The organism is Nostoc sp., assembly GCF_036919575.1.
GTDB lineage: Bacteria > Cyanobacteriota > Cyanobacteriia > Cyanobacteriales > Nostocaceae > Nostoc.
Genome location: NZ_JBALBY010000110.1, coordinates 14,448 through 36,546, shown reverse-complemented (window position 1 = coordinate 36,546; position 22,099 = coordinate 14,448). Strand labels below are relative to the sequence as shown.

Here is a 22,099-nt window from a genome sequence, read left to right as displayed (position 1 = left end):
TAATTACTTAAATCTTATGAGTATTATTACACTCCAATCAATAAAAAAAGACTTTGGCATCAAGGAAATTTTAAAAGATGCTAGTTTTAGCCTCGATGCTACCGATAAAGTTGGTTTAATTGGTACTAATGGTTCTGGTAAATCAACCATATTAAAAATGATTGCTGGTCTAGAATCGATTGATAGCGGTCAAATTTTGATCAACTCCGGTTCTAAAATTATCTACTTACCCCAGCAGCCAGATTTAGATGAAAATCACACAGTTTTAGAGCAAGTTTTTGCCGACAGTGGCGAACATACAGCTTTGGTGCGTGAGTATGAGGAACTGTCAGATAAATTGGTTCACTATCCAGATGATAACCAACTGATGTCTCGCCTTTCTGTGGTGATGCAACGGATGGATACGAGCGGTGCTTGGGAACTAGAAACTAATGCTAAAATCATCCTGACAAAATTAGGAATTTCTGACTTTGATGCCAAAATAAGCACTTTATCTGGAGGCTATCGCAAGCGCATTGCTTTAGCATCAGCGTTGCTATCAGAACCCGATGTTTTGCTCATGGATGAGCCGACAAACCATCTCGATGCTCTTTCTGTAGAATGGTTACAAAGTTATTTAAATCGCTATCGGGGCGCACTTTTTTTAATAACTCACGATCGCTACTTTCTAGATCGCGTTACCAATCGGATCATTGAAATTGACCGAGGCGATATTTACACTTATACAGGTAACTATTCATATTACCTGGAAAAGAAAGCTTTAGCTGAAGAATCTGCCGTAAGTAGTCAACGTAAACATCAAGGCTTGTTGCGGCGCGAGTTAGAATGGCTCAAAAAAGGTCCGAAAGCCAGAAGTACTAAGCAAAAAGCTAGAATTGACCGCGCTCATGCTTTGCGGGATACTGAGTTTAAACAAGTTCAGGGTAAAGTTGATATTTCTACAATTGGTCGTCGTATTGGCAAAAAAGTTATTGAATTAAATCAAATTTCTAAAGCATATAACGGACGCACCCTAATTAATAATTTTACCTACGAATTTAGCCCAGAAGACCGCATCGGCATCATCGGCGCTAATGGTGCTGGTAAATCTACTTTAATGGATATAATTACTGGGCGAGTTAAACCAGATTCAGGCATTGCAGAAATTGGTACTACAATTCACATCGGTTATTTTGACCAGCATTCTGAAGAATTGCTCACAAAAATGAACGAAAATCAGCGCGTGATTGACTACATCAAAGAAGAAGGAGAATTTGTCAAAATTACCGATGGTACTCAAATTACTGCTTCCCAAATGTTGGAGCGGTTTCTGTTTCCTGGTAATCAGCAGTATGCCCCAATTCATAAACTTTCAGGTGGGGAAAAAAGACGTTTATTTCTGTTGCGGGTTTTGATGGGTGCGCCCAATGTGTTGATTTTAGATGAACCGACAAATGATTTAGATGTACAGACATTGGCAGTATTAGAGGATTATTTAGAGGATTTTGCCGGGTGTGTAATTGTAGTTTCTCACGATCGCTACTTTCTCGATCGCACCATCGACACAGTATTTTCCTTTGAAGAAGGCGGTAATCTCCGGCTATATCCAGGGAATTACTCAGTTTATCTGGACTTTAAGAAGGCTGAAGAAGCACAGCAACAAGCTGCAAACGCTAAGGAGAAGCCCAAAAATGTCGAAGCTCAAAATGTTGCGGCTTCACCCAAGGATGTAGAAAATCAAAAGCGGCGTAGATTATCTAATTGGGAAAAAAAAGAATTTCAGCAGTTGGAAGGTAAAATTGCCCAGTTAGAAGCTGAGAAAGCAGAAACCGAGAAAACACTAGCGAATGTCTCACCGGGGAATTATAGCCAAGTGCAAAAACTCTATAATCATGTGGAAAAGCTCAAGCAAGCGATCGATGTGGCGACTGAACGCTGGTTAGAATTGGCAGAGATGGAGTAGACCTCTTGCATAAATCAACCAGAAACCTTGTTCAGTAAACCAAAATTTTTTCCCGAAAGAGCGATCGCTACAATATTTGTAGCTAAGGAGATCCACAGTCACTACAGAACTCTGGCTTCAGATTTATCACATCTGCACAGTCAGATTCCTCGTACAAGAACCGGACAGCCCCTTTGTGTCCTGGTTGTCCCCCTACCTTCAAACCACTCTTTTTCTTGACTGCTTTCTTTTTTGCATTCAGTGGATCGGCTGATCGTGGTGATGATGTCCAGCACGTTAAAGAAGCTGTAAAAATTTATAATTTAAGCATTGTTCATAATTTAAAGTTTTTTTCTATGAGAAATCGAGGGGTGGTTTATTGTGCAATGGGAAATATTATATATCTGGAAGCAGCTTTAATCAGTGCGATGAGCCTACGTCAACTGGAGCCAAAGATACCCATTACTCTCATCTGCGATCATCCGTTATTGAAACTTCTGCCTCTTGGTGACTACGAAATTACTCCTAGTTTTATTGAGGCAAGTGAGATAAATGATGATAGCTCATTCTTATCTAGGGACATTAAGACATGTCAATCAACCTTTAGTCTATACAAAGAAACACTTTTTCTAGACGCAGATATTCTTCCCCTAAAACCTATTTCTGAGCTTTGGGACTACCTCTCTCAAAAAGATATGGCTATGGTGGTTGACAGACTTCCAACCTTGTCCTTGTGCGAACATATTTCCCCAGAAGAGAAAAGTTACACCTTACAATATCTTCCAGAAGGCACAACTCAGTTTAATAGTGGGGTAATTCTTTGGAGGGACAGTATACAAACTCAGTTTTTGTTTGAGCTATGGCATCAGGAGTGGCTAAAGTTTAAAAAGCACGATCAGCTAGCCCTAGTTAGAGCCATTAATCGTACACAATTTTCTGTGACGAGGCTTCCTCAGATATATAACATTTCCCCAATCGACGCTGCATCTAGGGTGAACAATAAATCTGTTGAGATGCTTTCTCATATACATCAAATGTGCCAAATTAAAGCTGCATCTATGCTCGATCAGAAAAATGATATTTGCTTTCTCCATTGCTGGGGTCGGCTTGTTACTTCAGGCAAATTCCGTCAAATTGCTTACAAATTTTATCCAAATATAGTTGAGCAAGTAGTTGGCGCGATCACTTTTTATTTAGACAATTATTAATTCGGCTTAAAAACTTTTGAATATGAGATGGCGGGTGGTGTTCGTAGTAGCGTTAATCGCGTCTCTCCTAACTCTTTCTTTTGTTCCCATGCAAGAATCTGCGATCGCAATTAGTCATAAAATCATCACAGAAATTGTCTAAACTGTCGATGAGCGATCGCCAGAGGTTATCTTTGGCTTCGTTCTCGTCATCATCATATATTCCTGCCCTTCAACGGGGAGCTTAGTTACATTTGCTAACACCTGCACAAAGCCTTCTAACTCTTCTCTGTTAGTAATTGTAGTAATGGTAGTATTTGATTGTTATTGTTGACCACGCTAGTAGCTCTCCATAAATAATACTGAATTTATGACCATACAAATTAATGCATAACTCATTATCTCTGCTCTGAGCGGTTAGCAATAAATTCATCTATAGTCACCGACTCACCATCGCTATACTCAGTGCGAACTGCTTGAATTTCTGCCAGTGTTTCTGCATCGTCTTCATACAAAGCTTCTTCGGCTTCAAAAATTTGTTGCTCAATTAGCTCTTGAAGTTGACGTTTTTCTGTTAAATCAAGGGAAGATATTGCTTCTGCTAAAGTTTCTAAGGAGAGTTGTAGTTTAACAATGGCTGGCATTTTTCTCCTATTGGGTGTGTTTTTTTCGCACTTTGACACCATTATGATGATTTTAACAGTTATATTTTGTCAAGCCCTCATGCTTGTGGGGTGCGATCGCAGCAATTGGATTTACCTAACTGACGATTAGTGCGATCGCGCTTCCATAAACTGCGATCGCACTTCCACAAGAGACAACTAACTATTTCTCATAAACTGCTGCGATCGCCTACAAACTCTCTCTGATGTGCTTGGCTTTAATTTGGGAAGAAATCAGAATCTAAGGTTTCATCAGCAGAAAAAGGATAGTCTTTAGGAAAAATAGACAGAGGAAGCCCTGTTTCAATTGAAGCTTCTTTTCGAGCGTGTTGGTAACAATTATCAAAAACTTCCGTATAATAGCATTTTAAGCTAGGACTATCTAAAAATGCTTCTTGTAATCTTTGACGATGTTCATAGATTCTATATAACCAACTATTGGATCTGTTTTGAGGTTGAAATTTATATTTTAGAAGGTGCATTAAAAGCACTCTAAGATTACTCCTTAAAGCATTTTTATCACTTCTACCCATGCTTTCAATTTCTTCAATTAAATTTTCTAACTCTAATTCTAAAAATTTTTTATTTCTTAATAAATAAGCAGTGTGTTCTAACCACAAGTGATAATCTTGTGCATAGAGATTATTGGTTTTAGGAACAGATTGATTGCTCATAATCTTCTCCTTTATGGATATATAATTTTAACATTACTTTTGTTATTTCAGAGGGGGCGATCGCGTAGCTTACCGCAAGCTACACGTAGTGTTACCTCGAAAAAGCCGCAGCAGTCATTGCTAACGCCTCAATTGTTATAAACTTAACTATGATAGACCACGATCGCCTATTCAAAGAACTTCTAACCACCTTTTTCTGGGAATTCATCGAGTTATTTTTTCCAGAGATAACAGCTTATCTCGAACGAGATACGATCTCTTTCATTGACAAAGAAGTATTTACCGATGTGACTGCTGGAGAAAAGTATGAAACTGACTTAGTAGTAAAAGCCAGATTTAGAAATCAAGAAACCTTTTTTCTAGTACATCTAGAACATCAAGCTTATTATCAAGAAGTTTTTGATTTGCGAATGTATCGCTACTTTGCCAGGTTGTATGAAAAATACGCCTTGCCAGTTTATCCCATCGCCTTCGGTTCATTTAAAATAAGGGACTGACAAGAAATAAATTATCCCTCTTGTGGGGTGGGCAGGAAAGCCCGCCCTGAATATAGGACGGGTGAGGACACCCATCCCACAAGATAATTTGGGATGTTTTTTTATTTGTCAGTCCCTAACGTGAGTTCGACAAATCTTATTTGACCTCTCAAGAGCAGCCCCTCTCCGACGCACACAGGGGAGCAAAAAGCTGAATTTTTCGTTGCTCCTCCCTTTCCGTTTCGGAGAGGGAGGCTGTCCGGGAGAGGTTCATCGAACTCACGTTAAAATAGCGTAGGTGTACCCCTACTGAAAAGCCAAGGGACACCTAGTGGATACACCAAAAGGTATCGCCTGTTTTTTCTTAACTAACTATCCGTTTCATCGGAATTTCTATCCAGAACTCACAGCCCTTACCAGGTTCAGAAACACACTTGATATTACCACCGTGTTTTTCTACAATAATTTGGTAGCTAATAGATAACCCCAAACCAATACCTTGTCCAGGTTGTTTGGTGGTAAAGAAAGGTTCAAAAATGCGCGATCGCATCATCTCTGGAATCCCACAACCATTGTCAGCAATGCAAATCAGAATAGTATTCCCGGATATCACTTCTGTACGAATCCAAATTTTCGGATTTTCAATTATTTTACCAGTAGTTGCTGAGTTTTGCAGTGCATCGATCGCATTGTTGAGAACATTCATAAATACCTGATTCATCTGGGCTGCATAGCACACTACTGGAGGCAATTTACCATATTGCTTAACTACCTCAATCGCAAAAGAATTAGACTGTGATTGCAGTCGATGTTGTAAAATTAGCAAAGTACTGTCGATGCCTTCATGAAGGTCAATAGGCTTTATTCCTGTTTCGTCAAGTCGAGAAAAAATTCGTAACGACAAGACTAGTTGAGAGATCCGATTTGCCCCCATTCTCATTGAAGCAAGAATTTTGGGCAAGTCATCACTAATGAAATCTAAATCTACTGCTGCTGATTGCTTTTGAATTTCTCCTGTTGCCTTAGGATACTCTTTCTGATAGAGTCCCAATAATTTAAATAAATTTTCGGTATGTTCATTAACATAAGTGATGTTGCCGTAAATAAAACTAATTGGGTTGTTAATTTCATGTGCTACACCAGCAACTAACTGCCCTAAGCCTGCCATCTTTTCACTTTGAATCAACTGGCTCTGAGTGTGCTGTAATTTTTTCAGAGTCTGGGTGATTTCTTCTTTTTGACGTTGAGTTTGTTCGAGTAATTCGGCTTGCTGAAGTCCTACTCCTAACTGAGTACCAATCTGCATCAGCAAATCTACCTCATCTTCTTGCCAATCGCGGGGTTTGATATTTTGATAAGCTGCGAGTAATCCCCAAAGTTTCTCACCCTGAAAAATCGGCACAATTATATATGCCCTCGCCTCCATTAGTTCCAGCAGGGCAATATAAGGAATAGAATAATCGGTGCTGTAAATATCCTTAATGACAAAAGTTTTACCACTAGAAAAGTTTCCGTCTTGGGTTTGTTGCGAGTAATCATTTGCGGCAGCTACGCCCATCGTAGACGTCGCAGGTACAATTTCCTTTATTGGTGTCCAACCTGGGGCTAAAGACTCAGCAACAAATTCGCCACTCCAATCAGCCTGGAATCGATAGATTGTCACTCGATCAACTTCTAATAGCCGTCGAACTTCTTCTGTACTGGTAGCAAAGATGGTGGCAATATCAAGAGACTGGCGAATTTTCTCTACTGTTGCGGCTAATGCTTTCTCCCTTTGGGCTGCTTTCCGTTCTCGTTCGGCGGCTTTAGCCAGTTTTTGGGCTTGCGCCTGCACCTGTTTCAATGACTCAGCTTGCTGTAATGCTACCCCCAATTGGGTACTAACTTGGGTAAGAAAGTAAACCTCATCTTTTTGCCAATCACGGCTTCGGGCGTTCTCGTACACTGCTAGTAAGCCCCAGAGCTTCTGACCGTGGTAAATCGCAATGATCACATAAGCTCTTGCTTGATATATCTCTAAGATTTTAATGTAGCAGTCGCTAAAGCCTGCACTGTAAATATCATTACAAACACGGTAAACTTCACACCTACTGAAGTTACCACCCTCTGTATCTTGTAAGTAGGTATCAGCGACTGGGGGTTTAGCTAAATCTTTGGCACTACATTCGCTGACGTTTTCTTTCAATTCCGGTCGCTGTAACTGCTGCTCCATCAAGGAGATCCAACCCTCTGCCACTGATTCAAACACGAATTCACCACTCCAATCGGGATTGAAGCGATAAATAGCCACGCGGTCAGCATTTAGCATCTGCCTAAGTTCTGCGGTGCTTGTGCGGAAAATGCTTTCCAAGTCTAGGAATTGACGAATTTTCTCAATGGTTATGGCTATGCTTTTCTGCCATTGGGCTGCTTTTTCTCTGGCTTTTGCTTGTGCTAGTTGTGCTGATTGTAATTTAACTTGTTCCAGGTAATCTGTTTGCTGCAAAGCAACTCCCAGATGTTCGGCGATTAATTGCACAAACTCAATTTCTGATGCTTCCCATTGCCGAGGACTACTACACTGATGAATACACAACAATCCCCATAAATCTTTACCTTTGAGCAAGGGGGCAGTTATATTGGCACGTACTTGGAATCTTTCTAGAATCTGGATGTAGCAATCACTGGCATTACCTTGATAAATATCAGCTATTGCTTTAATCCGACCTTGCTGATATAGTCCTGCGAATTCCTGATTAAAGCAGTGGTCGCGCAGTTTAGCTCCTAGTGCCGAATGCCACTCTGTTGCCACATCTTCATAGATAAATTCCCCTTCCCATGCCAAATCAGGATAAAAACGAAACACGCCAACCCGATCGCTTTTCAGAAGCTGGCGGACTTCAGTGACTGTAATTTTGAAGATGGTTTCTATATCTAGAGACTCGCGGATGCGGGCAATAACTCCAGACAAGGCTTTTTGTTGCTCATTCTGACCTAAAGAGGATGTCACATCTGAATGAGATTCTTGCTGCTCTGAAGGTTGTATAGGTTGAATCGTAGAGGCGTTTTCCATTCCCAGTCAGATTTTAAATATTGAAAGTCTTCTATCTCATAATTCCCCTAGACAGTAGAAAGGTAACAATTATTTCCTTTAAATACCAAAAAAATAAAACAGGAGTCAGAATTCAGAATTCTGAATACTTTACCCATAAAGGGATAGAGTTTTAAGGCGAGAATATTTTAATTTTTTTCGCTTGACTTCGGGCGAGGTTTTGACCAATATTTATTACCCACTCGTACAGAATTCATACGCTCATTCTGACCGGAGCTAACGGAAACGTCTCCGGCTCCGCTCCTGAGTTCTGAATTATTCTTAATAAATACCAAAAAAACAATTTAGGGACACGATAATTATCGTGTCCCTACAAAAAAGTTTTTCAACCACGAGAAAATTATCGCCGCTTAGGAGTGGCGCTGCGGGTGGTGCGTTTCTCTTCATCTCGACGACGGCGATCGCGCCAATCTGCTAGGGTCAAATAACCAATACCACCAGTGACTACTACGAGCAGCACTACAGCTACTATTGCCAAAATACTCAAAAATGGACTTTCCACCATGCCTCTACAGTCCGTTACGACCCCAAACTACCATTGCAATTGACCAAGTGAACACAACTAACAGTGATACCCAACCTAGTGTCAAAATCTCCATAGTCCCACTTTTCAAATAATTACAAAAGGTTTCTAATCTTTATCATACAGGGATTGGGTAGGTTGAGATTTTTTTATAAATGATATTGTAACTTTGGCGGGCGATGTCTACGATGGTAACAGAGCCAAGTCGTTCGCGCAGCGTCTCGTAGACAAGTGCGGGCGTAACTGCCGCAAAGAACACACATCTTTTATTGGTACGGTAGTAGTTTACGTCATAATCAAGACGAATGTAAAAAAGTAGCGATCGCGGTTTTCCCCTTGATGTTTTGGGAATACTAGGGTTATGGATATATATTTCAAATCCAGCAACCCCTAATATCATGCCGACATTTTTCAACTATCCTTTCCAGTCTGACGGTTTTATTCCCCACGGACATTGTTATCTCTGGCAAACTGGATTAGTTTGGCTCCACATTATTTCTGATGCCACGATCGCTTTTGCATATTATTCTATTCCCTTCCTACTAATTTACTTTATTTCCAAGCGCAAAGACGTTCCTTTCAATGGAGTTTTTCAATTATTTAGTGCTTTTATCATTGTCTGCGGTACTGGACACTTGATGGAAATTTGGACGCTTTGGCATCCAGACTATTGGATTGCAGGTGGTTTAAAAGCTCTAACTGCGATTATTTCGATATACACGGCATTTGCATTAATTTATCTCATGCCTCAAGCTCTAACATTACCCAGTCCAGCCCAGTTAGAAGTTATCAATCGAGCGCTTTCAACTGAAATTGTAGAGCGCAAACGCATCGAGAAAGAACTACGCTTTGCAGAAGAAATTGCTCAAAACTCCAGCCAAGCCAAGAGTGAATTTCTCGCAAATATGAGTCATGAACTACGTACACCCCTCAACGGCATCCTGGGCTTTGCACAAATCCTTCAACGCACAGAATCTTTGAGTGAAAAAGGACGCAAAGGAGTCGGCATCATTTACCAATGTGGTTCCCATCTTTTAACCCTGATTAATGATATTTTGGATCTCTCCAAGATAGAAGCTCGGAAACTAGAATTGCATCCTGTTGATTTCTACTTGCCTGCTTTTATAGATAGCGTAACTGAAATTTCCCGCATCCGGGCAGAACAAAAGGCGATCGCATTTCACGTCCAACTCGATCCTGATTTGCCAACGGGTATTCATGCTGATGAAAAACGCTTGCGGCAAGTACTGATTAACTTGCTTAGTAATGCCATTAAATTTACTTATCAAGGCAGTGTCACCTTCAAAGTTCAGGTCATTGCTCAAGAATCAAATGCCAATAGACAGACTAACCACAAAATTCGCTTTGAGGTAATAGATACCGGCACGGGTATAATCCCTGAAGAAGCCGAGAAAATCTTTCAGCCCTTTGAGCAAGTGGGAAATCAGAAACGACAATCTGAAGGTACTGGCTTGGGATTAGCAATCAGCCAAAAAATTGTATTGTTGATGGGTGGTCAAATTCAGGTGCAAAGTACCTTATCCAAAGGTAGCACTTTCTGGTTTGAGGTAAAATTGCCAGAATCTAAAGATTGGGCAAAGGTTTCCAGAGTGGTTGAGCAAGGAACCATTATTGGTTATCAAGGACAAAGGCGTACCATTTTGATTGCGGATGACAGATGGGAAAACCGAGCGGTAATTGTAAATTTACTAGAGCCAATTGGGTTTACTGTTGTAGAAGCTATTCAGGGTCAGGAAGGATGGGAACAGGCTCTAGTACATAAACCAGACTTGATTATCACTGACCTAGTAATGCCTATATTGGATGGATTTCAGTTCATCGATTGTTTGCGTCAATCTGAGCAATTTCCAGAGATTGCGATCATCGCTTCTTCAGCCAGTGTGTTTGCAGCCGACCAGTACAAGAGTATTGATGTCGGTGCAAATGTATTTCTACCAAAGCCTGTAGAAGCTGAAACGCTGCTGGAAATGTTACGGCAATTTTTGCAATTGGAATGGATTTTTGACGGTAAGGTAGATGCAATCAAAAAAAACCAGGTAGATGGTTTGGATGAACCAAATAAGATGATTTATCCTGGTAACGAGGTTTTACAACAGTTACTCGAACTCGCACAAGACGGCGATATTCAAAAAGTTTTGGAACTGGCTCAACAACTTTCTGCATCTGATCAGCAACTAAGCGTTTTTGCCGAGCAGCTTATCCAGCTTGCTAGTAATTTCCAACTCAAACGTTTGGAAAGTTTTATTGTAAGTATTCAGGAGTCAGAATTCAGGAGTCAGAATTCAGGAGTCAGAATTCAGGAGTCAGAATTCAGGAGTCAGAATAAATGAGACAACCTGTAAAAACATTTCAAGAGGAGCTTGAGGAAGTTAGGAAGTTACTAACTATAGTGATTCTCTCTTGGATGCAGTACATTTTTGACCTCTCTCCTAAAAGGAGAGAGGCTTTGAATCTTACTCCCCAACGCTAGTAGGGAAGTGGGGGTTAGGTCTGTATTGAACTCAACTGCAAATCGCTATAGCTATGCAAATTCCATTCTGAATTCTGACTCCTGACTTCTGAATTCTTTTATTTTTAAATCCATCATGAACAAGAACAAAAATACGGGATTTATTTTGATTGTGGATGATAATCCGACAAATTTATCAGTCCTGTCTGAAGCGCTCAATAGTGAGGGTTTTCGTTTCCGTGTTGCAGTCGATGGAGAAAGTGCGATCGCTCAGGCCGAACGCAATCAACCAGAGTTGATTTTGCTGGATGTACAAATGCCAGGTATTGACGGATTTGAAACTTGTCGTCGTCTGAAAGCCAATCCTGTTACCCAAAACATTCCGATTATTTTCACCACTGCTTTATCAGATACGGAGAACAAAACGAAGGGCTTTTCCCTTGGTGCAGTAGACTATATCCCGAAACCGTTTGCACAAGAGGAAGTCATTGCTAGAGTGCGCGTGCATTTACAACTCAAACAATTGACTGAATCTTTGGAACAACAAGTTAGCGATCGCACCAAGGCTTTGCAAGAAGCCCAAGTCCAACTGGTGCAGCAAGAGAAACTATCAGCACTCGGAGAGCTAATCGCTGGTATTGGTCATGAACTCAATAACCCGATTAACTTTATTTCTAGCAATATTCCACCCTTGCAAGAATACATTGCAGGAGTAAGCAAGTTGATCTTACTGTATGAACAAGAGTATCCAAACCCAACAGCCAAAATTAGCACTGCTATTAAGGACTTGGATCTAAATTTTGTTCTCGAAGATATGCCAAAAATCTTGAAGTCACTTCAGCTTGGAAGTGAACGAATTCGGAACCTTTCTGATTCACTTCGCAATTTCTCTCGCTCGGATAGTGATGCCAAAATATCTGCTGATTTGCACCAAGGACTAGATAGTACACTAATGATTTTGCAACACCGCCTCAATGCTAATGGCGATCGTCCCCGCATTGAAGTTATTAAAAATTATGGCGTATTACCAGAGGTTAGCTGCTATCTAGGGCAGATGAATCAAGTATTTATGAACATTCTGGCAAACGCAGTTGATGCGCTTGATGAAGCTATAATGGAAGGCAAAATGAGCAATCTAATTCCTCAGATTCAAATTGCAACAGAAATAGCTTCTGAAGAATTGGTTGTGATTCGGATTGCTGATAATGGGGTTGGTATTCCTGAACGGCTTAAAAAACGCTTGTTTGAGCCGTTATTTACCACAAAAAAAGTTGGTAAAGGCACTGGGCTTGGCTTGTCAATAGCCTATCAAATAGTTGTAGAGAAACACAAAGGTGTTTTAGAAGTGAATTCTCAGTCAGGTCTGGGAACCGAGTTTATCATCAAAATTCCCACATGAGAACAGCATTTAATTAATTACAAAACTGCTCTAGCATTTATCATACTGGAAACTGGGGAAAAACTTTCCCAATAGTTCTCTACGAGAGGCTGCGCCAACGGCAACGCTCAGTACAAGTGCCCAATCCCTAATCTCTATATACAGTGAACGTAATTTTAGATCCTCAATTAATGGCAGAACGCCTAGAATCCCTGAAAGCTGGAATAATTGGGGGTTTATCTGTATGTTTCGCTTTTCTGCTCGCTAGTCTGTTGAATACTTTTGTATTGGCAAAGTATTTTCAGACACTCGCAAGTCTGCAAAGTGATGTTAATTGGCATTGGTGGCTGAGTGGTGCAGTTGCAACTTTTACTGGTTTGCTATTTGGTATCACCTACCGCTACATCATCCGATCAGATCAAAATCCTCAACTCAAAACCGGTGGTGTGCTGGCCTTTGGCTTGGTGCGGGGATTAACTCAGATAGAACTTGGGTGGAATTCTCATAGCACAATTTTGCCTTTTCTGGTGTTGGCTTTTGAAAGTATATTATGGTTTGCGATCGCTGCGATTGCTCTTAATATCGCTATTCAACTCCATTGGGTTAAACCTTTTTCATCAATCTAAATTCCCTTTCCCTAAGTTCTTGTTTAGCCAAAGGGATTTTTGGATGATTTTTTTTTATTACTGGGTGAGTATTCAGAGCAATTAATCGCTTCTTGGGTGAGAACAATAGAAGGGTTGACTGCACATTTTAGATAATGATTATGGGAATAAAAGCGACAGTTTTTACAGGGAAGTTTATCTAACCCTTTGATGGAAAAAACCATTTTATCAGCTAAAAATGCCCGGAATTTTCGCAATATTAGGAAAAAAACTATCCAACTAATTACCAAGCCAACAGGAGATAAAGATATCGCTAGATCAGGGAAAGTTAATTCATGCGTTTTTGCTTGCTCCTTTTTTGCTTCACTCAGGATTACTGGATGTAAATTACTATTGGCTGCTACAGTTTTTTGCAACATTGGATCATGATACATATTATTTACCTTTTGCTATATGTCTTTACTATATTAATTTTTGCTAGCTGGGTAACTAAGTAGTAATTTGGAAAAAGATCCGACCTATTACTCTTTCATCATAATTAGGTTGATCGCACTCTTTGGTTTGGAATATATAGACGTTTTTTTAAAAGGAAATTCAGCAAAATTTGAGAAATAAGATTAGACTCTATGGGAATCATGACAAATTTAAAACTCGTCCAGATTATAAATATAGATATCAAAAAATGCCGCGAAATAAGGGTGTTTATCGATTAGGTTTATCCATCTATATTTTAATTAACTAAAAATTACTATAGCAGTCCTAAATCATTTGTTAAAATTATATGTCTCTTTCTTATTTCTTCCCTTTGCGTCCTTGGCGTTCTTCTCTAACGAGATGCTGTGCGAACGCACAGCATTCCGTTGGCGCAGCCTCTCGTAGAGAAGGAAAGGCGGTTCGTTTCCTTGTCTATATTTTTCACGACTCATTTAGAATTGCTATACCTAGTTTTCAGTAACTAGGTCAAATTTCAATGTTGACAAGCTTTTAATTATAGGTTTAGCAAAATAAAACTTCAGTTCTATCTGTCAAGAGTTTTGCTTGTTATTTTAATTTATATACCCAAGGGAATAAATTAGATAATGGACTTATAATTAGATGTTTTTATGTTAAAATAGACCAAAAAATATTCTTAAAAGTTTCTAAATATTAAAGCTATCTCACTTTCAGGTCAGATATATCTGGCTTGATTGGCCTGACGTTAAGTTAACACGCATAAGCAATGCTGTGCCCTTAAAACAAATGTGGTTAAAATAAATGAAAACTGCTATATATTGTCACGACGAAAGAGTATGTCCTTAAATTGGCTCTGTAGATAGAGAAATATCCTGAGCAAAGCTGGTATATTTACAAGCTAAAGTAGTAAGAATTTTGACTAAGATTAAGAAATTAACTTGGTATTTTTATAAGCTTTGGCAGTATGAATGTGGAATTTTTTAACAGGATTCCTTTGATGCCTTTAGTATTACTCTTATTGGCTTACACTCTTCTGGGATGGTATCTTGCTGGTAATAATATAATTTGGTTAGTGGGAGCTTTTGTCGCTGCTATGGTTATAGCTGTAGTGCGAAAGAGCATTTCTTGGTTAGATCGTCTAGTTGAATTTGGCTCTCAAACCTTAGTTATCATATTATTTTTAAGTATATCAATTGCTTTAGTAGCAACTTGGTCATTATTATTCCGGCTCTTTATCATACCCTTAGCAACTACGCTTTTAGCTGATTTTGAAATGCGCTTTTCTGGCTACAATAAGCTAGATTCATTTTGGGTTTTAATAGTCGTAGCAGCATTGGGTTTGGTAGTGGGCGAAGTAATAGATATTTTACTTTTTCCCAGTAGCAGATACTAATTCCGAAGGCAGCAGGCAGAATAAACCTAAACTTAAAAACGTGGGACTGTGCCAATTTTAGATTTGGAATTGAAGGAAGAATCTAAAATTGTTTGATTGAGTACAAATTCAAGCAAGGGCAGCTAGAGCAAGAAATATGATAGGGTTAGAAGGAAAGAATGTCTTAATTACAGGTGCAACGTCAGGTATCGGTAAGGCGATCGCAATCAGACTTGCCGAAGCACGGGTGCAACATCGCCATCAATTACCGCAAAGACTTTAAAGCTGCGACAGACACAGAAGAAATGGCATTGCAAAAAACTTGCGAAAATATCGAATACCTGCGTACTTTCCACAATTGAGCCGATACATACCATCAGTGGAATTAAACGCCTATGACTAGCGCGATCGATAAGAACAGTCTGCTGTCAGCAGAAGCCTGGGAATTGTTGGAAGAGTCGATAATTTATTACCAGGGAAAACCCATTGGGACTGTAGCCGCTCACGATCCAGAGTTAGATGCACTCAATTATGACCAGTGCTTTCTCCGCGATTTTGTTCCTTCTGCCTTAGTGTTTCTCATGCACGGCAAACCAGAGATTGTCCGCAACTTCTTAGTAGAAACACTGAAATTACAAAGTCATGAAAAGCAGATAGACTGCTTTGAACCGGGAGCGGGATTAATGCCTGCAAGTTTCAAAGTACATTCCAAGGGGAATGAGGAATTTTTGGTCGCTGATTTTGGTGAACTGGCGATCGCTCGTGTTCCCCCAATTGATTCCTGTATGTGGTGGATTCTCTTGCTACGCGCCTATGAAAAAGCTACAGGCGATTTGTCTCTAGCGCGTCAGCCAGATTTTCAAGCCGGAATCAAGCTAATTTTGGATCTTTGTCTGGTACATCGGTTTTCCATGTACCCAACAATGTTAGTTCCCGATGGCGCGTTTATGATTGACCGCCGTATGGGAGTCTACGAACATCCTCTAGAAATTCAGGTGTTATTCTACGCGTCCCTCAGAGCTGCTAATGAATTGCTTTTACCAGATGGGGATGGCGATGGCTACATTGGCAAAGTCAATAGGCGATTGGGATCTTTGAAATATCATATCCGCAACTATTACTGGCTAGACCTGAAGCGATTGGGGGAAATCTATCGTTACAAGGATAACGAATTTGGTAAAGAAATTGTTAATAAATTCAACATCAACTCAGAATCAATCCCCACTTGGTTGACCGAGTGGTTGCCCGAAACTGGAGGATATTTAGCCGGAAATTTGGGGCCGGGACGGATAGATTTTCGCTTTTTTGCTCTGGGAAATCTGATGGCAATCTTAGCTTCCTTAGCCGGCGAAAAAGAATCTCAAAGCATTATGAATTTATTTGCCCAACGTTGGCAAGACTTGATCGGCTATATGCCTGTTAAAATCTGCTTTCCAGCAATGGATGGTTTAGAGTGGAGAATTGTTACAGGATGTGACTCTAAGAACAGGGCTTGGTCTTATCACAACGGCGGTAACTGGCCTGTTTTACTGTGGTTATTTACCGCCGCCGCACTCAAAGCAGGTCGAACAGAACTTGCCCAAGCTGCGATCGCCATTGCCGAAAGGCGTTTATTTAAGGATAAATTCCCAGAATACTACGATGGCAACAATGGTCGTTTGATTGGCAAAGAAGCCAGAATTTATCAAACTTGGAGCATTGCCGGATTGCTGGCTGCTAAACAGTTCGTGGAAAATCCAGAGTACTTGGAATTAATCAGCTTTACAGAGGGTCTTGAAGTCCCAGGCTGTAGTCTGTAGGTACTGAATGCCCTGTAAGGCTCTAAAGAGAAGATGATTTAGCGGTGTAATTATACAGGGTGTCTTTGCCAACTAGTACAGCTTGGCGTAAGTCTAGCTACCATCTCAATTAACCAGACTTGTTGCAGACAAGTTGCTTAGAGCAACTGGTTAAAGGTAGGCAAACTTACGCCTGTACTAGCTACACTTACGTAAGTAGAAGTTAATAAATACTTAAGTTCTGCTATATAAAATCCTGAGCAAGAAATTGCAGCGATCGCACAGCCTCTTCTCTACCATAAGCTGCGCCAAGGAGTTACCCAATATCTAAATTCCCTTCTCAAATACCCGATAACTGATACACTATATAATAAGAGGTATCTGAAGTGTCATACTTAGTAATATCATCAGATAGTCTTTGCATCCTTAACACGTTTTAACGTGTATAAAACATGAAAAATACTTCAGATTTAATTCCAGAATTTGAAAAACTATTCAGACAAAAATTACAACTAAATAATTGTAAGCTCAGAAAGAAAAGACAAGAGAATAATTATGAAATTATTACTCCAGCCAAAGACATTTTTTTGATGTATTGGTCTGAATTCCCAGAAGTTAACTTAATATATCAGGCTGTAGGGGTACGCACTCAGCAGACTGAAGTTTATGAGCGAGCTATCCGCTCCCACATTAGTTTTTGTCTGAGTAGTATCAAGGAGAATCTTCACTCGGAATCACCATTACTAGTGAACTAACTAATACTCAGATAACACAGACGATACTTACCACTAACAGTAGTCCTAAATAAACTCTCGCCAGTTATATGACAAAAACTGGCGAGAGTTAATCACTGAAAATCTGTTGATCAAGAGATAAAAATGGAATCGGAAAAAAATCAAGATCAAGATCAAGATCAGCTAGATTATAAAACCTTGTTAGCCAATGCAAAGCAAGCTTTAAAAGTTGAATATCATAAATCAGCTGCTTTAGCGTCCCAACTGCAAGCCATAAAAACTCAGTTGGAGCAAGTTCAGGCTGAAAACAAAACTCTGAGGGAGAGTGCTTATGAAGATGTAATTAAGCACTTTGAGGCGCGTACTCAAGCAGCAGAAGCACTAGCACTAAAAACAGATGTGCGCCAAAAGTTCCTTGAAGCCAATGGTTGCAAGGATGATCAAAGCTTCGATACTCTATGGGATAGCATTAAAAATAAGATTCAGATCCAAGACGGTGAAGTGAGAATCGTTGCTCAAAATGGCACTCCCAAATTCACCTTAACAGGCAGCATGATGACTTTGAGGGATTTCATTCAATCCCTCAAACAAGACCCAATCTCGGGAAAATTTTTCTTGAACTAGATAGCCAAATTAAAATAATTCGTAATTCGTAATTCGTAATTAAGTTTTGTAACGGGGATTTAGCGAGAAACGCGGTCTTGGGCAAAGCCCCAAGTGGAGCGATTTCTCAAGACAGCGCTGCATTGCGGTCTTGGGGTCTCCCCCGCCGCAGGATGCGCGATCGCTTTGCGGACGCACCAGAAGCGCACTAAAGGAGCAACTTTGTAAGAGAAACCCAGCCACAAAACTTGCGTTTGTTAGTTGCTATACAACTTAAACCGCCAGAATTCAGTTAATTAAAGCCTCCCGCTAGAAGCAGACTGAGGATTGTAGCAGAAAGTTATTCATCTTCGTCTCCTGGCGGTCGTTCGCTCTCGCTTTGTTGGGCGTTCCACTCCAAAACAATGCGTTCCAACATCTCAGCTTGTGTACAGTTATTAACATCGGCGTATACTTTAATCAACTCCCTGACTTTAGGACTAACGTGGCGAATTTCTAGTTGGTTATCTTGTATCATGTCCATTAAGCTTTAGTGTCTATTAAATATGTTGAACCATTAAACGATGGCTGTTGCAATAAATGTTGTTAACAGATATCTTCCAAAAGCTGCCCAACTCTTGGAGACGAGAGGCTTCTTTTTGTTTATACCAATTACGAATTACGAACGCGAGTGCGTGCCGGAGGCTCTATTACGAATTACGAATTACTTTAACCTGGCGGGGCTGCTTCTTCAAAGGGACGGATAATCGTAGGGGCTGGTGTAACTTCTGGTTTAAAAATTCCCTGCAATGCTTGTTCTAAAGTTTGTGCCATGACAATCCGGTTTTCGTAAGCTACGACTACCCGCACCAAAGTTGGTAGGCTATTTTGTGTGGCTTCTAGATAGATTGGCTCGACATACAGCAGCGATTGCTCAATGGGAATTACTAGTAGATTGCCTTGAATGGCTCTCGAACCCTGGCGATTCCACAGGGAAATTTGCTGGGAAATTACTGGGTCTTGGTTAATCCGCGCCTCGATTTGCTCTGGCCCGTAAACTAGGCGTTCCTTAGGAAAGACATATAACACCAGCCTACCGTAGTTTTTGCCATCCGATCGCGCCGCTAACCAAGCGATTAAATTAGTCCGTTGTTTGGGAGTGTAGGGCAGAAGCAGAATAAATTCTTCTCTACGAGAGGCTGCGGCAACAAAGCTTACAGTGGGTAGACTAGTAATCAAATAATACGGCTCTACCGGACGGGTTTCACTGCCATAGATTTCGTTGGGGATTTGCCACTGGTCTTCCCGATTGTAAAATACCTGGGGATCAGTCATGTGGTAGGTCATCAACCGCTTAGATTGAATTTTGAAAAAGTCCACCGGATAGCGGGTATGACTGCGGAGATTTACTGGCATTGTACTGAGCGGTTTGAACAGATTGGGAAATATCGCTGACCAGGTGGCAATGATCGGATCGCTCTGATCGGCAATATAAAACTTAACAGTGCCGTGATAGGCATCAATCACCACTTTGATAGAATTGCGAATGTAGTTGATCCCATCGCTACCAGTGTCTGAATAAGGATAGCGATCGCTCGTCGTGTAGGCATCAACAATCCAGTAAAGATAACTGGGATTACTGGGCAAATCTTGATTAGTAGCAGCTACTAAATAGGGGTCGCTGTCAAATTTGAGGAAAGGTGCGATCGCTTGAATTCTTTGCTTGACATTTCGCCGAAGTAGCACTTTTGTCTCTGGCAAAAAGTCCCGCGTCAGTACCATCTGCCAATCTTTCAAATACATCGCAAATAACCAGCGTCGCCATGCTGAACCGATTTCAACGCCACCCAGACCATCGTAAGAGTTGTAAACATTGTCACTACCACTAGGGTAGTCTAGCTCTCTAACTCTTGTGCCAGTCATCACATAAGTATTAGTAATTTCACCGTAATAAATTCGGGGTTGCCCAATGGGAATGCTTTCACGAATCGCTTCATTGGAAGTTGTGAGGGCGCTACTATCACCGCTAATATCTTTGACAAAATATTCTGGTAGCCCACCCGGACCAACTGTATTAACTGGGCTAACAGTAAACCCAAAACCGTGGGTATAAATAAGCCTGCGGTTAACCCATGTTTGAGCTTCCTGTGGTACGGCACTGTAGTCTAATTCTCGTGCAGCAATCAGTACCTGTCGCCGTTCTGTTGATTCAATTGGTTTTTGTTTCTGACTTTTCAGGTCATGTGGAAAAGCTAACGATTGACCTAACCCCCTAGCCCCCTTCCCGACACGGGAAGGGGGAAAATTCAAAGTCTCTCTCCTAGAAGGAGAGAGATTTAGAGAGAGGTTTTCCAGATCCCGTGAAAAGTCAGGTTTTTGTTTAGATTCTGGTGGCTTTTGCGGCGCAGATTTCCGGCGTGAAGTTACATCTGTTTTGAGAGTGTAGCGGTCAATATCGGCATCGGGGAACCGATAGTAAGGCCGAATTTGTTGCAGTTGACGGTTAGTTTCTAATAGTGGTCGCTGATCCCACAGGCGAATATTCCGAATTGTCAAGTCATTATTTTGAATATTAGCTTCGGTCAATGTTCCTTGCGGGTTGAAGGTTCTAGCATCGATCGCCTCTAAATCGAATGCTTGGCGAGTTAAGGCGATAGTACGCTGAATGTAGGGTTGCTCTCGTTGCAACTCATTCGGTTGGACAATTAAGTATTGTACCACAGTAGGTAGAACAACCTCAGCTACTACAACCATTATTAGATAAACCCCTAACCCGTAAAATACTAAGCGACGATACTGAGATTTGGGTCGCCAGAAAAACGTTCGCCAAAGTAGGTAAAAGGCGATCGCAACTGCCAGGATGCACAAGATGGTGTAAGTTGGCAACTGGGTTGTCACATCCGTATAGCTGGCACCATAACTGACTCCACGGGTAGAATACACGAGTTCATAGCGACTCAGCCAATAACTTAAAGCTACTACCAGCATCAATAAGCCACCCATACCGTATAAATGACGCTGCTGCTGGGGCGAAAAACCAGGGAAAATCCCCTGACTCAAACTGTCTGCTGACAGGAGATAAGTGAGAGTAACGGCGACGAAGCCATACAAACATAATCCCATCAGCCAGAGTTCTAGCAGTTCCCACAAGGGTAAGGAAAATACGTAAAAGCTGATATCTTGACCAAATAAAGGCTCAGTGCTGTTGAAAAGGGTGGGGTGGAAATATTGCAGCACCTTTGGCCAGTGGCGGGAGAGGATGAATGCAAAAATGGGACTGAATAAAATTGCGATCGCAGTTAGTAAAAATTGGGGATAAATTAAGATTGCGATCGCACCTCCCGTAATTAAACCGAGATACCAGACATGAGAGACAATCTGCCTTAAGAGTTGCCGGATTGTCTCTGGTCGAAATAGGGCGGGAATGGGTAGACTAGCGTTATTAACTGGAGAATGCCAGTAAAAAAGAGCAATTTGACCATAGTGAGCCAGCATCAACCCAATCAACAAGCTCAGTAACAGAGTTAGGGGTAATAACCAGCGCAATCTTAATGGTTTAAAGAGTTGCGGCGCAAGTATCTGGGTTTCATTGCGTCTGGGATAATCAGGAGTAAGAAAATTTGTTAATTTACTGCTGAGTTCTGCTGACTCAATCTTTAGAGACTGGGGATATTTTAGCCGTTGTGCGAGAGCCAGGTTTAGCAGTAGATAGCCAGCAGTTATCCCAGCCACAACTACCCACAAAATACCACGAGTCAATATCCTCAACAGAAATACTTGGAGGTAGCCGACTTCCTGAAACCAAAAAATCTCTGCTCCCAGGCGGGAACCCAGATCGAAGAGTAGCCACAGCCCCAAGAATATAATTAATAGTCTAAAGCTCCATTTCCAATACATTCCGTGGCAGCCAAACTAAAGGTGCGATCGCGTAACTTTTGATCAAAGAGTTTGAGAAAAGGTGCAAAGATACGTAATTTACAGCAGAAATCATGTATTTGAACCACATCTGTCGTAGGGGCACAGCATTGCTGTGCCCCTACCGCGTGGTCTATTTACTGTAAATGTGATTTGTGCCATCAGCGATCGCTAACAATGTAGTTCCAGTTTAGAACATCAGAGTTCTCAGGGTAAACGTAGACGCGCCATTAGACTACAAGCGATCGCTCCGAGGGGCTACGCCTACGCCCTTCACT

Annotated in this window: 20 protein-coding genes and 2 pseudogenes; 12 read left to right on the top strand and 10 right to left on the bottom strand. The window is 40.9% G+C overall.

The window, feature by feature from the left end; translation table 11 throughout:
• Positions 1–16: 16 nt before the first annotated feature.
• The 3 genes from V7K27_RS28815 (at position 17) to V7K27_RS28805 (ending at position 3,271) form a co-directional block, all read left to right on the top strand.
• Positions 17–1,942, top strand: a complete 1,926-nt coding sequence (locus V7K27_RS28815; RefSeq protein ID WP_334951835.1) for an ABC-F family ATP-binding cassette domain-containing protein — start codon at positions 17–19, stop codon at positions 1,940–1,942.
• A 215-nt stretch (positions 1,943–2,157) separates the two neighbouring features.
• A complete protein-coding gene (locus V7K27_RS28810) occupies positions 2,158–3,129 on the top strand; it encodes a putative nucleotide-diphospho-sugar transferase (protein WP_334951834.1) in 972 nt (323 codons plus the stop codon).
• A 16-nt stretch (positions 3,130–3,145) separates the two neighbouring features.
• The gene (locus V7K27_RS28805) at positions 3,146–3,271 is read left to right on the top strand and encodes a hypothetical protein (RefSeq protein WP_334951832.1); all 126 of its coding nucleotides are present in this window, start codon (positions 3,146–3,148) and stop codon (positions 3,269–3,271) included.
• A gap of 235 nt (positions 3,272–3,506) precedes the next feature.
• Here V7K27_RS28805 and V7K27_RS28800 read toward each other — a convergent pair whose 3' ends face one another.
• Together V7K27_RS28800 and V7K27_RS28795 are read right to left on the bottom strand one after the other, a co-directional pair.
• The gene (locus tag V7K27_RS28800) at positions 3,507–3,752 is read right to left on the bottom strand and encodes a hypothetical protein (protein WP_334951831.1); all 246 of its coding nucleotides are present in this window, start codon (positions 3,750–3,752) and stop codon (positions 3,507–3,509) included.
• Positions 3,753–3,988: 236 nt separating this feature from the next.
• Complete coding sequence (locus tag V7K27_RS28795; protein WP_334951829.1) at positions 3,989–4,444, bottom strand: DUF29 domain-containing protein; 456 nt, start codon at positions 4,442–4,444, stop codon at positions 3,989–3,991.
• A gap of 149 nt (positions 4,445–4,593) precedes the next feature.
• Between V7K27_RS28795 and V7K27_RS28790 the strand changes: the two are divergent.
• A pseudogene (locus V7K27_RS28790) lies at positions 4,594–4,926 on the top strand (Rpn family recombination-promoting nuclease/putative transposase); the annotation flags it as partial.
• A gap of 358 nt (positions 4,927–5,284) precedes the next feature.
• Here the strand turns inward: V7K27_RS28790 and V7K27_RS28785 are convergent.
• The 4 genes from V7K27_RS28785 to V7K27_RS28770 form a co-directional block, all read right to left on the bottom strand.
• Positions 5,285–7,972, bottom strand: a complete 2,688-nt coding sequence (locus V7K27_RS28785; protein WP_334951827.1) for a GAF domain-containing sensor histidine kinase — start codon at positions 7,970–7,972, stop codon at positions 5,285–5,287.
• A gap of 379 nt (positions 7,973–8,351) precedes the next feature.
• The gene (locus V7K27_RS28780; RefSeq protein ID WP_334952004.1) at positions 8,352–8,516 is read right to left on the bottom strand and encodes a hypothetical protein; all 165 of its coding nucleotides are present in this window, start codon (positions 8,514–8,516) and stop codon (positions 8,352–8,354) included.
• Between the two features lie 4 nt (positions 8,517–8,520).
• The gene (gene petN / locus V7K27_RS28775; RefSeq protein WP_012408302.1) at positions 8,521–8,610 is read right to left on the bottom strand and encodes a cytochrome b6-f complex subunit PetN; all 90 of its coding nucleotides are present in this window, start codon (positions 8,608–8,610) and stop codon (positions 8,521–8,523) included.
• Between the two features lie 42 nt (positions 8,611–8,652).
• Positions 8,653–8,934, bottom strand: coding sequence for a hypothetical protein (locus tag V7K27_RS28770; protein WP_334951825.1), 282 nt, complete (start codon positions 8,932–8,934; stop codon positions 8,653–8,655).
• Here V7K27_RS28770 and V7K27_RS28765 point away from each other — a divergent pair.
• The 3 genes from V7K27_RS28765 to V7K27_RS28755 all read left to right on the top strand — a co-directional run bounded on the left by V7K27_RS28765 (position 8,933) and on the right by V7K27_RS28755 (position 13,008).
• The gene (locus V7K27_RS28765) at positions 8,933–10,885 is read left to right on the top strand and encodes an ATP-binding protein (protein WP_334951823.1); all 1,953 of its coding nucleotides are present in this window, start codon (positions 8,933–8,935) and stop codon (positions 10,883–10,885) included. The two genes, V7K27_RS28770 and V7K27_RS28765, sit on opposite strands and share 2 nt — an antisense overlap.
• 255 nt (positions 10,886–11,140) lie before the next feature.
• On the top strand, positions 11,141–12,403 hold the full coding sequence (locus V7K27_RS28760; RefSeq protein ID WP_334951822.1) for a sensor histidine kinase: 1,263 nt from the start codon (positions 11,141–11,143) through the stop codon (positions 12,401–12,403).
• Positions 12,404–12,573: 170 nt separating this feature from the next.
• Positions 12,574–13,008 (top strand): hypothetical protein, encoded by a 435-nt coding sequence (locus tag V7K27_RS28755; RefSeq protein WP_334951992.1) that lies wholly within the window; start codon positions 12,574–12,576, stop codon positions 13,006–13,008.
• 23 nt (positions 13,009–13,031) lie between these two features.
• On the opposite strand, the gene V7K27_RS28750 is transcribed toward V7K27_RS28755, so the two are convergent.
• Positions 13,032–13,421, bottom strand: coding sequence for a hypothetical protein (locus V7K27_RS28750; protein WP_334951821.1), 390 nt, complete (start codon positions 13,419–13,421; stop codon positions 13,032–13,034).
• A gap of 983 nt (positions 13,422–14,404) precedes the next feature.
• Between V7K27_RS28750 and V7K27_RS28745 the strand changes: the two genes are divergently transcribed.
• The 5 genes and pseudogenes from V7K27_RS28745 (at position 14,405) to V7K27_RS28725 (ending at position 17,948) form a co-directional block, all read left to right on the top strand.
• Positions 14,405–14,833, top strand: coding sequence for a hypothetical protein (locus tag V7K27_RS28745; RefSeq protein WP_334951820.1), 429 nt, complete (start codon positions 14,405–14,407; stop codon positions 14,831–14,833).
• 136 nt (positions 14,834–14,969) lie between these two features.
• Positions 14,970–15,150 (top strand): annotated as a pseudogene (locus V7K27_RS28740) (SDR family NAD(P)-dependent oxidoreductase); the annotation flags it as partial.
• Positions 15,151–15,207: 57 nt separating this feature from the next.
• Positions 15,208–16,611, top strand: a complete 1,404-nt coding sequence (locus V7K27_RS28735) for a glycoside hydrolase 100 family protein (protein ID WP_334951818.1) — start codon at positions 15,208–15,210, stop codon at positions 16,609–16,611.
• A 431-nt stretch (positions 16,612–17,042) separates the two neighbouring features.
• Positions 17,043–17,345, top strand: coding sequence for a hypothetical protein (locus tag V7K27_RS28730; RefSeq protein WP_334951816.1), 303 nt, complete (start codon positions 17,043–17,045; stop codon positions 17,343–17,345).
• 123 nt (positions 17,346–17,468) lie between these two features.
• A complete protein-coding gene (locus V7K27_RS28725; protein WP_334951814.1) occupies positions 17,469–17,948 on the top strand; it encodes a hypothetical protein in 480 nt (159 codons plus the stop codon).
• A 319-nt stretch (positions 17,949–18,267) separates the two neighbouring features.
• Here the strand turns inward: V7K27_RS28725 and V7K27_RS28720 are convergent, their stop codons facing one another.
• From V7K27_RS28720 to V7K27_RS28710, 3 genes are all read right to left on the bottom strand, one after another.
• Entirely contained in the window at positions 18,268–18,450 is a 183-nt protein-coding gene (locus V7K27_RS28720; RefSeq protein WP_334951812.1) for a hypothetical protein, read from the bottom strand.
• A 185-nt stretch (positions 18,451–18,635) separates the two neighbouring features.
• Entirely contained in the window at positions 18,636–21,803 is a 3,168-nt protein-coding gene (locus tag V7K27_RS28715; RefSeq protein ID WP_334951810.1) for a UPF0182 family protein, read from the bottom strand.
• Positions 21,773–21,910 (bottom strand): hypothetical protein, encoded by a 138-nt coding sequence (locus tag V7K27_RS28710; protein WP_334952002.1) that lies wholly within the window; start codon positions 21,908–21,910, stop codon positions 21,773–21,775. The genes V7K27_RS28715 and V7K27_RS28710 overlap by 31 nt, the downstream gene beginning before the upstream one ends.
• Positions 21,911–22,099: the final 189 nt, after the last annotated feature.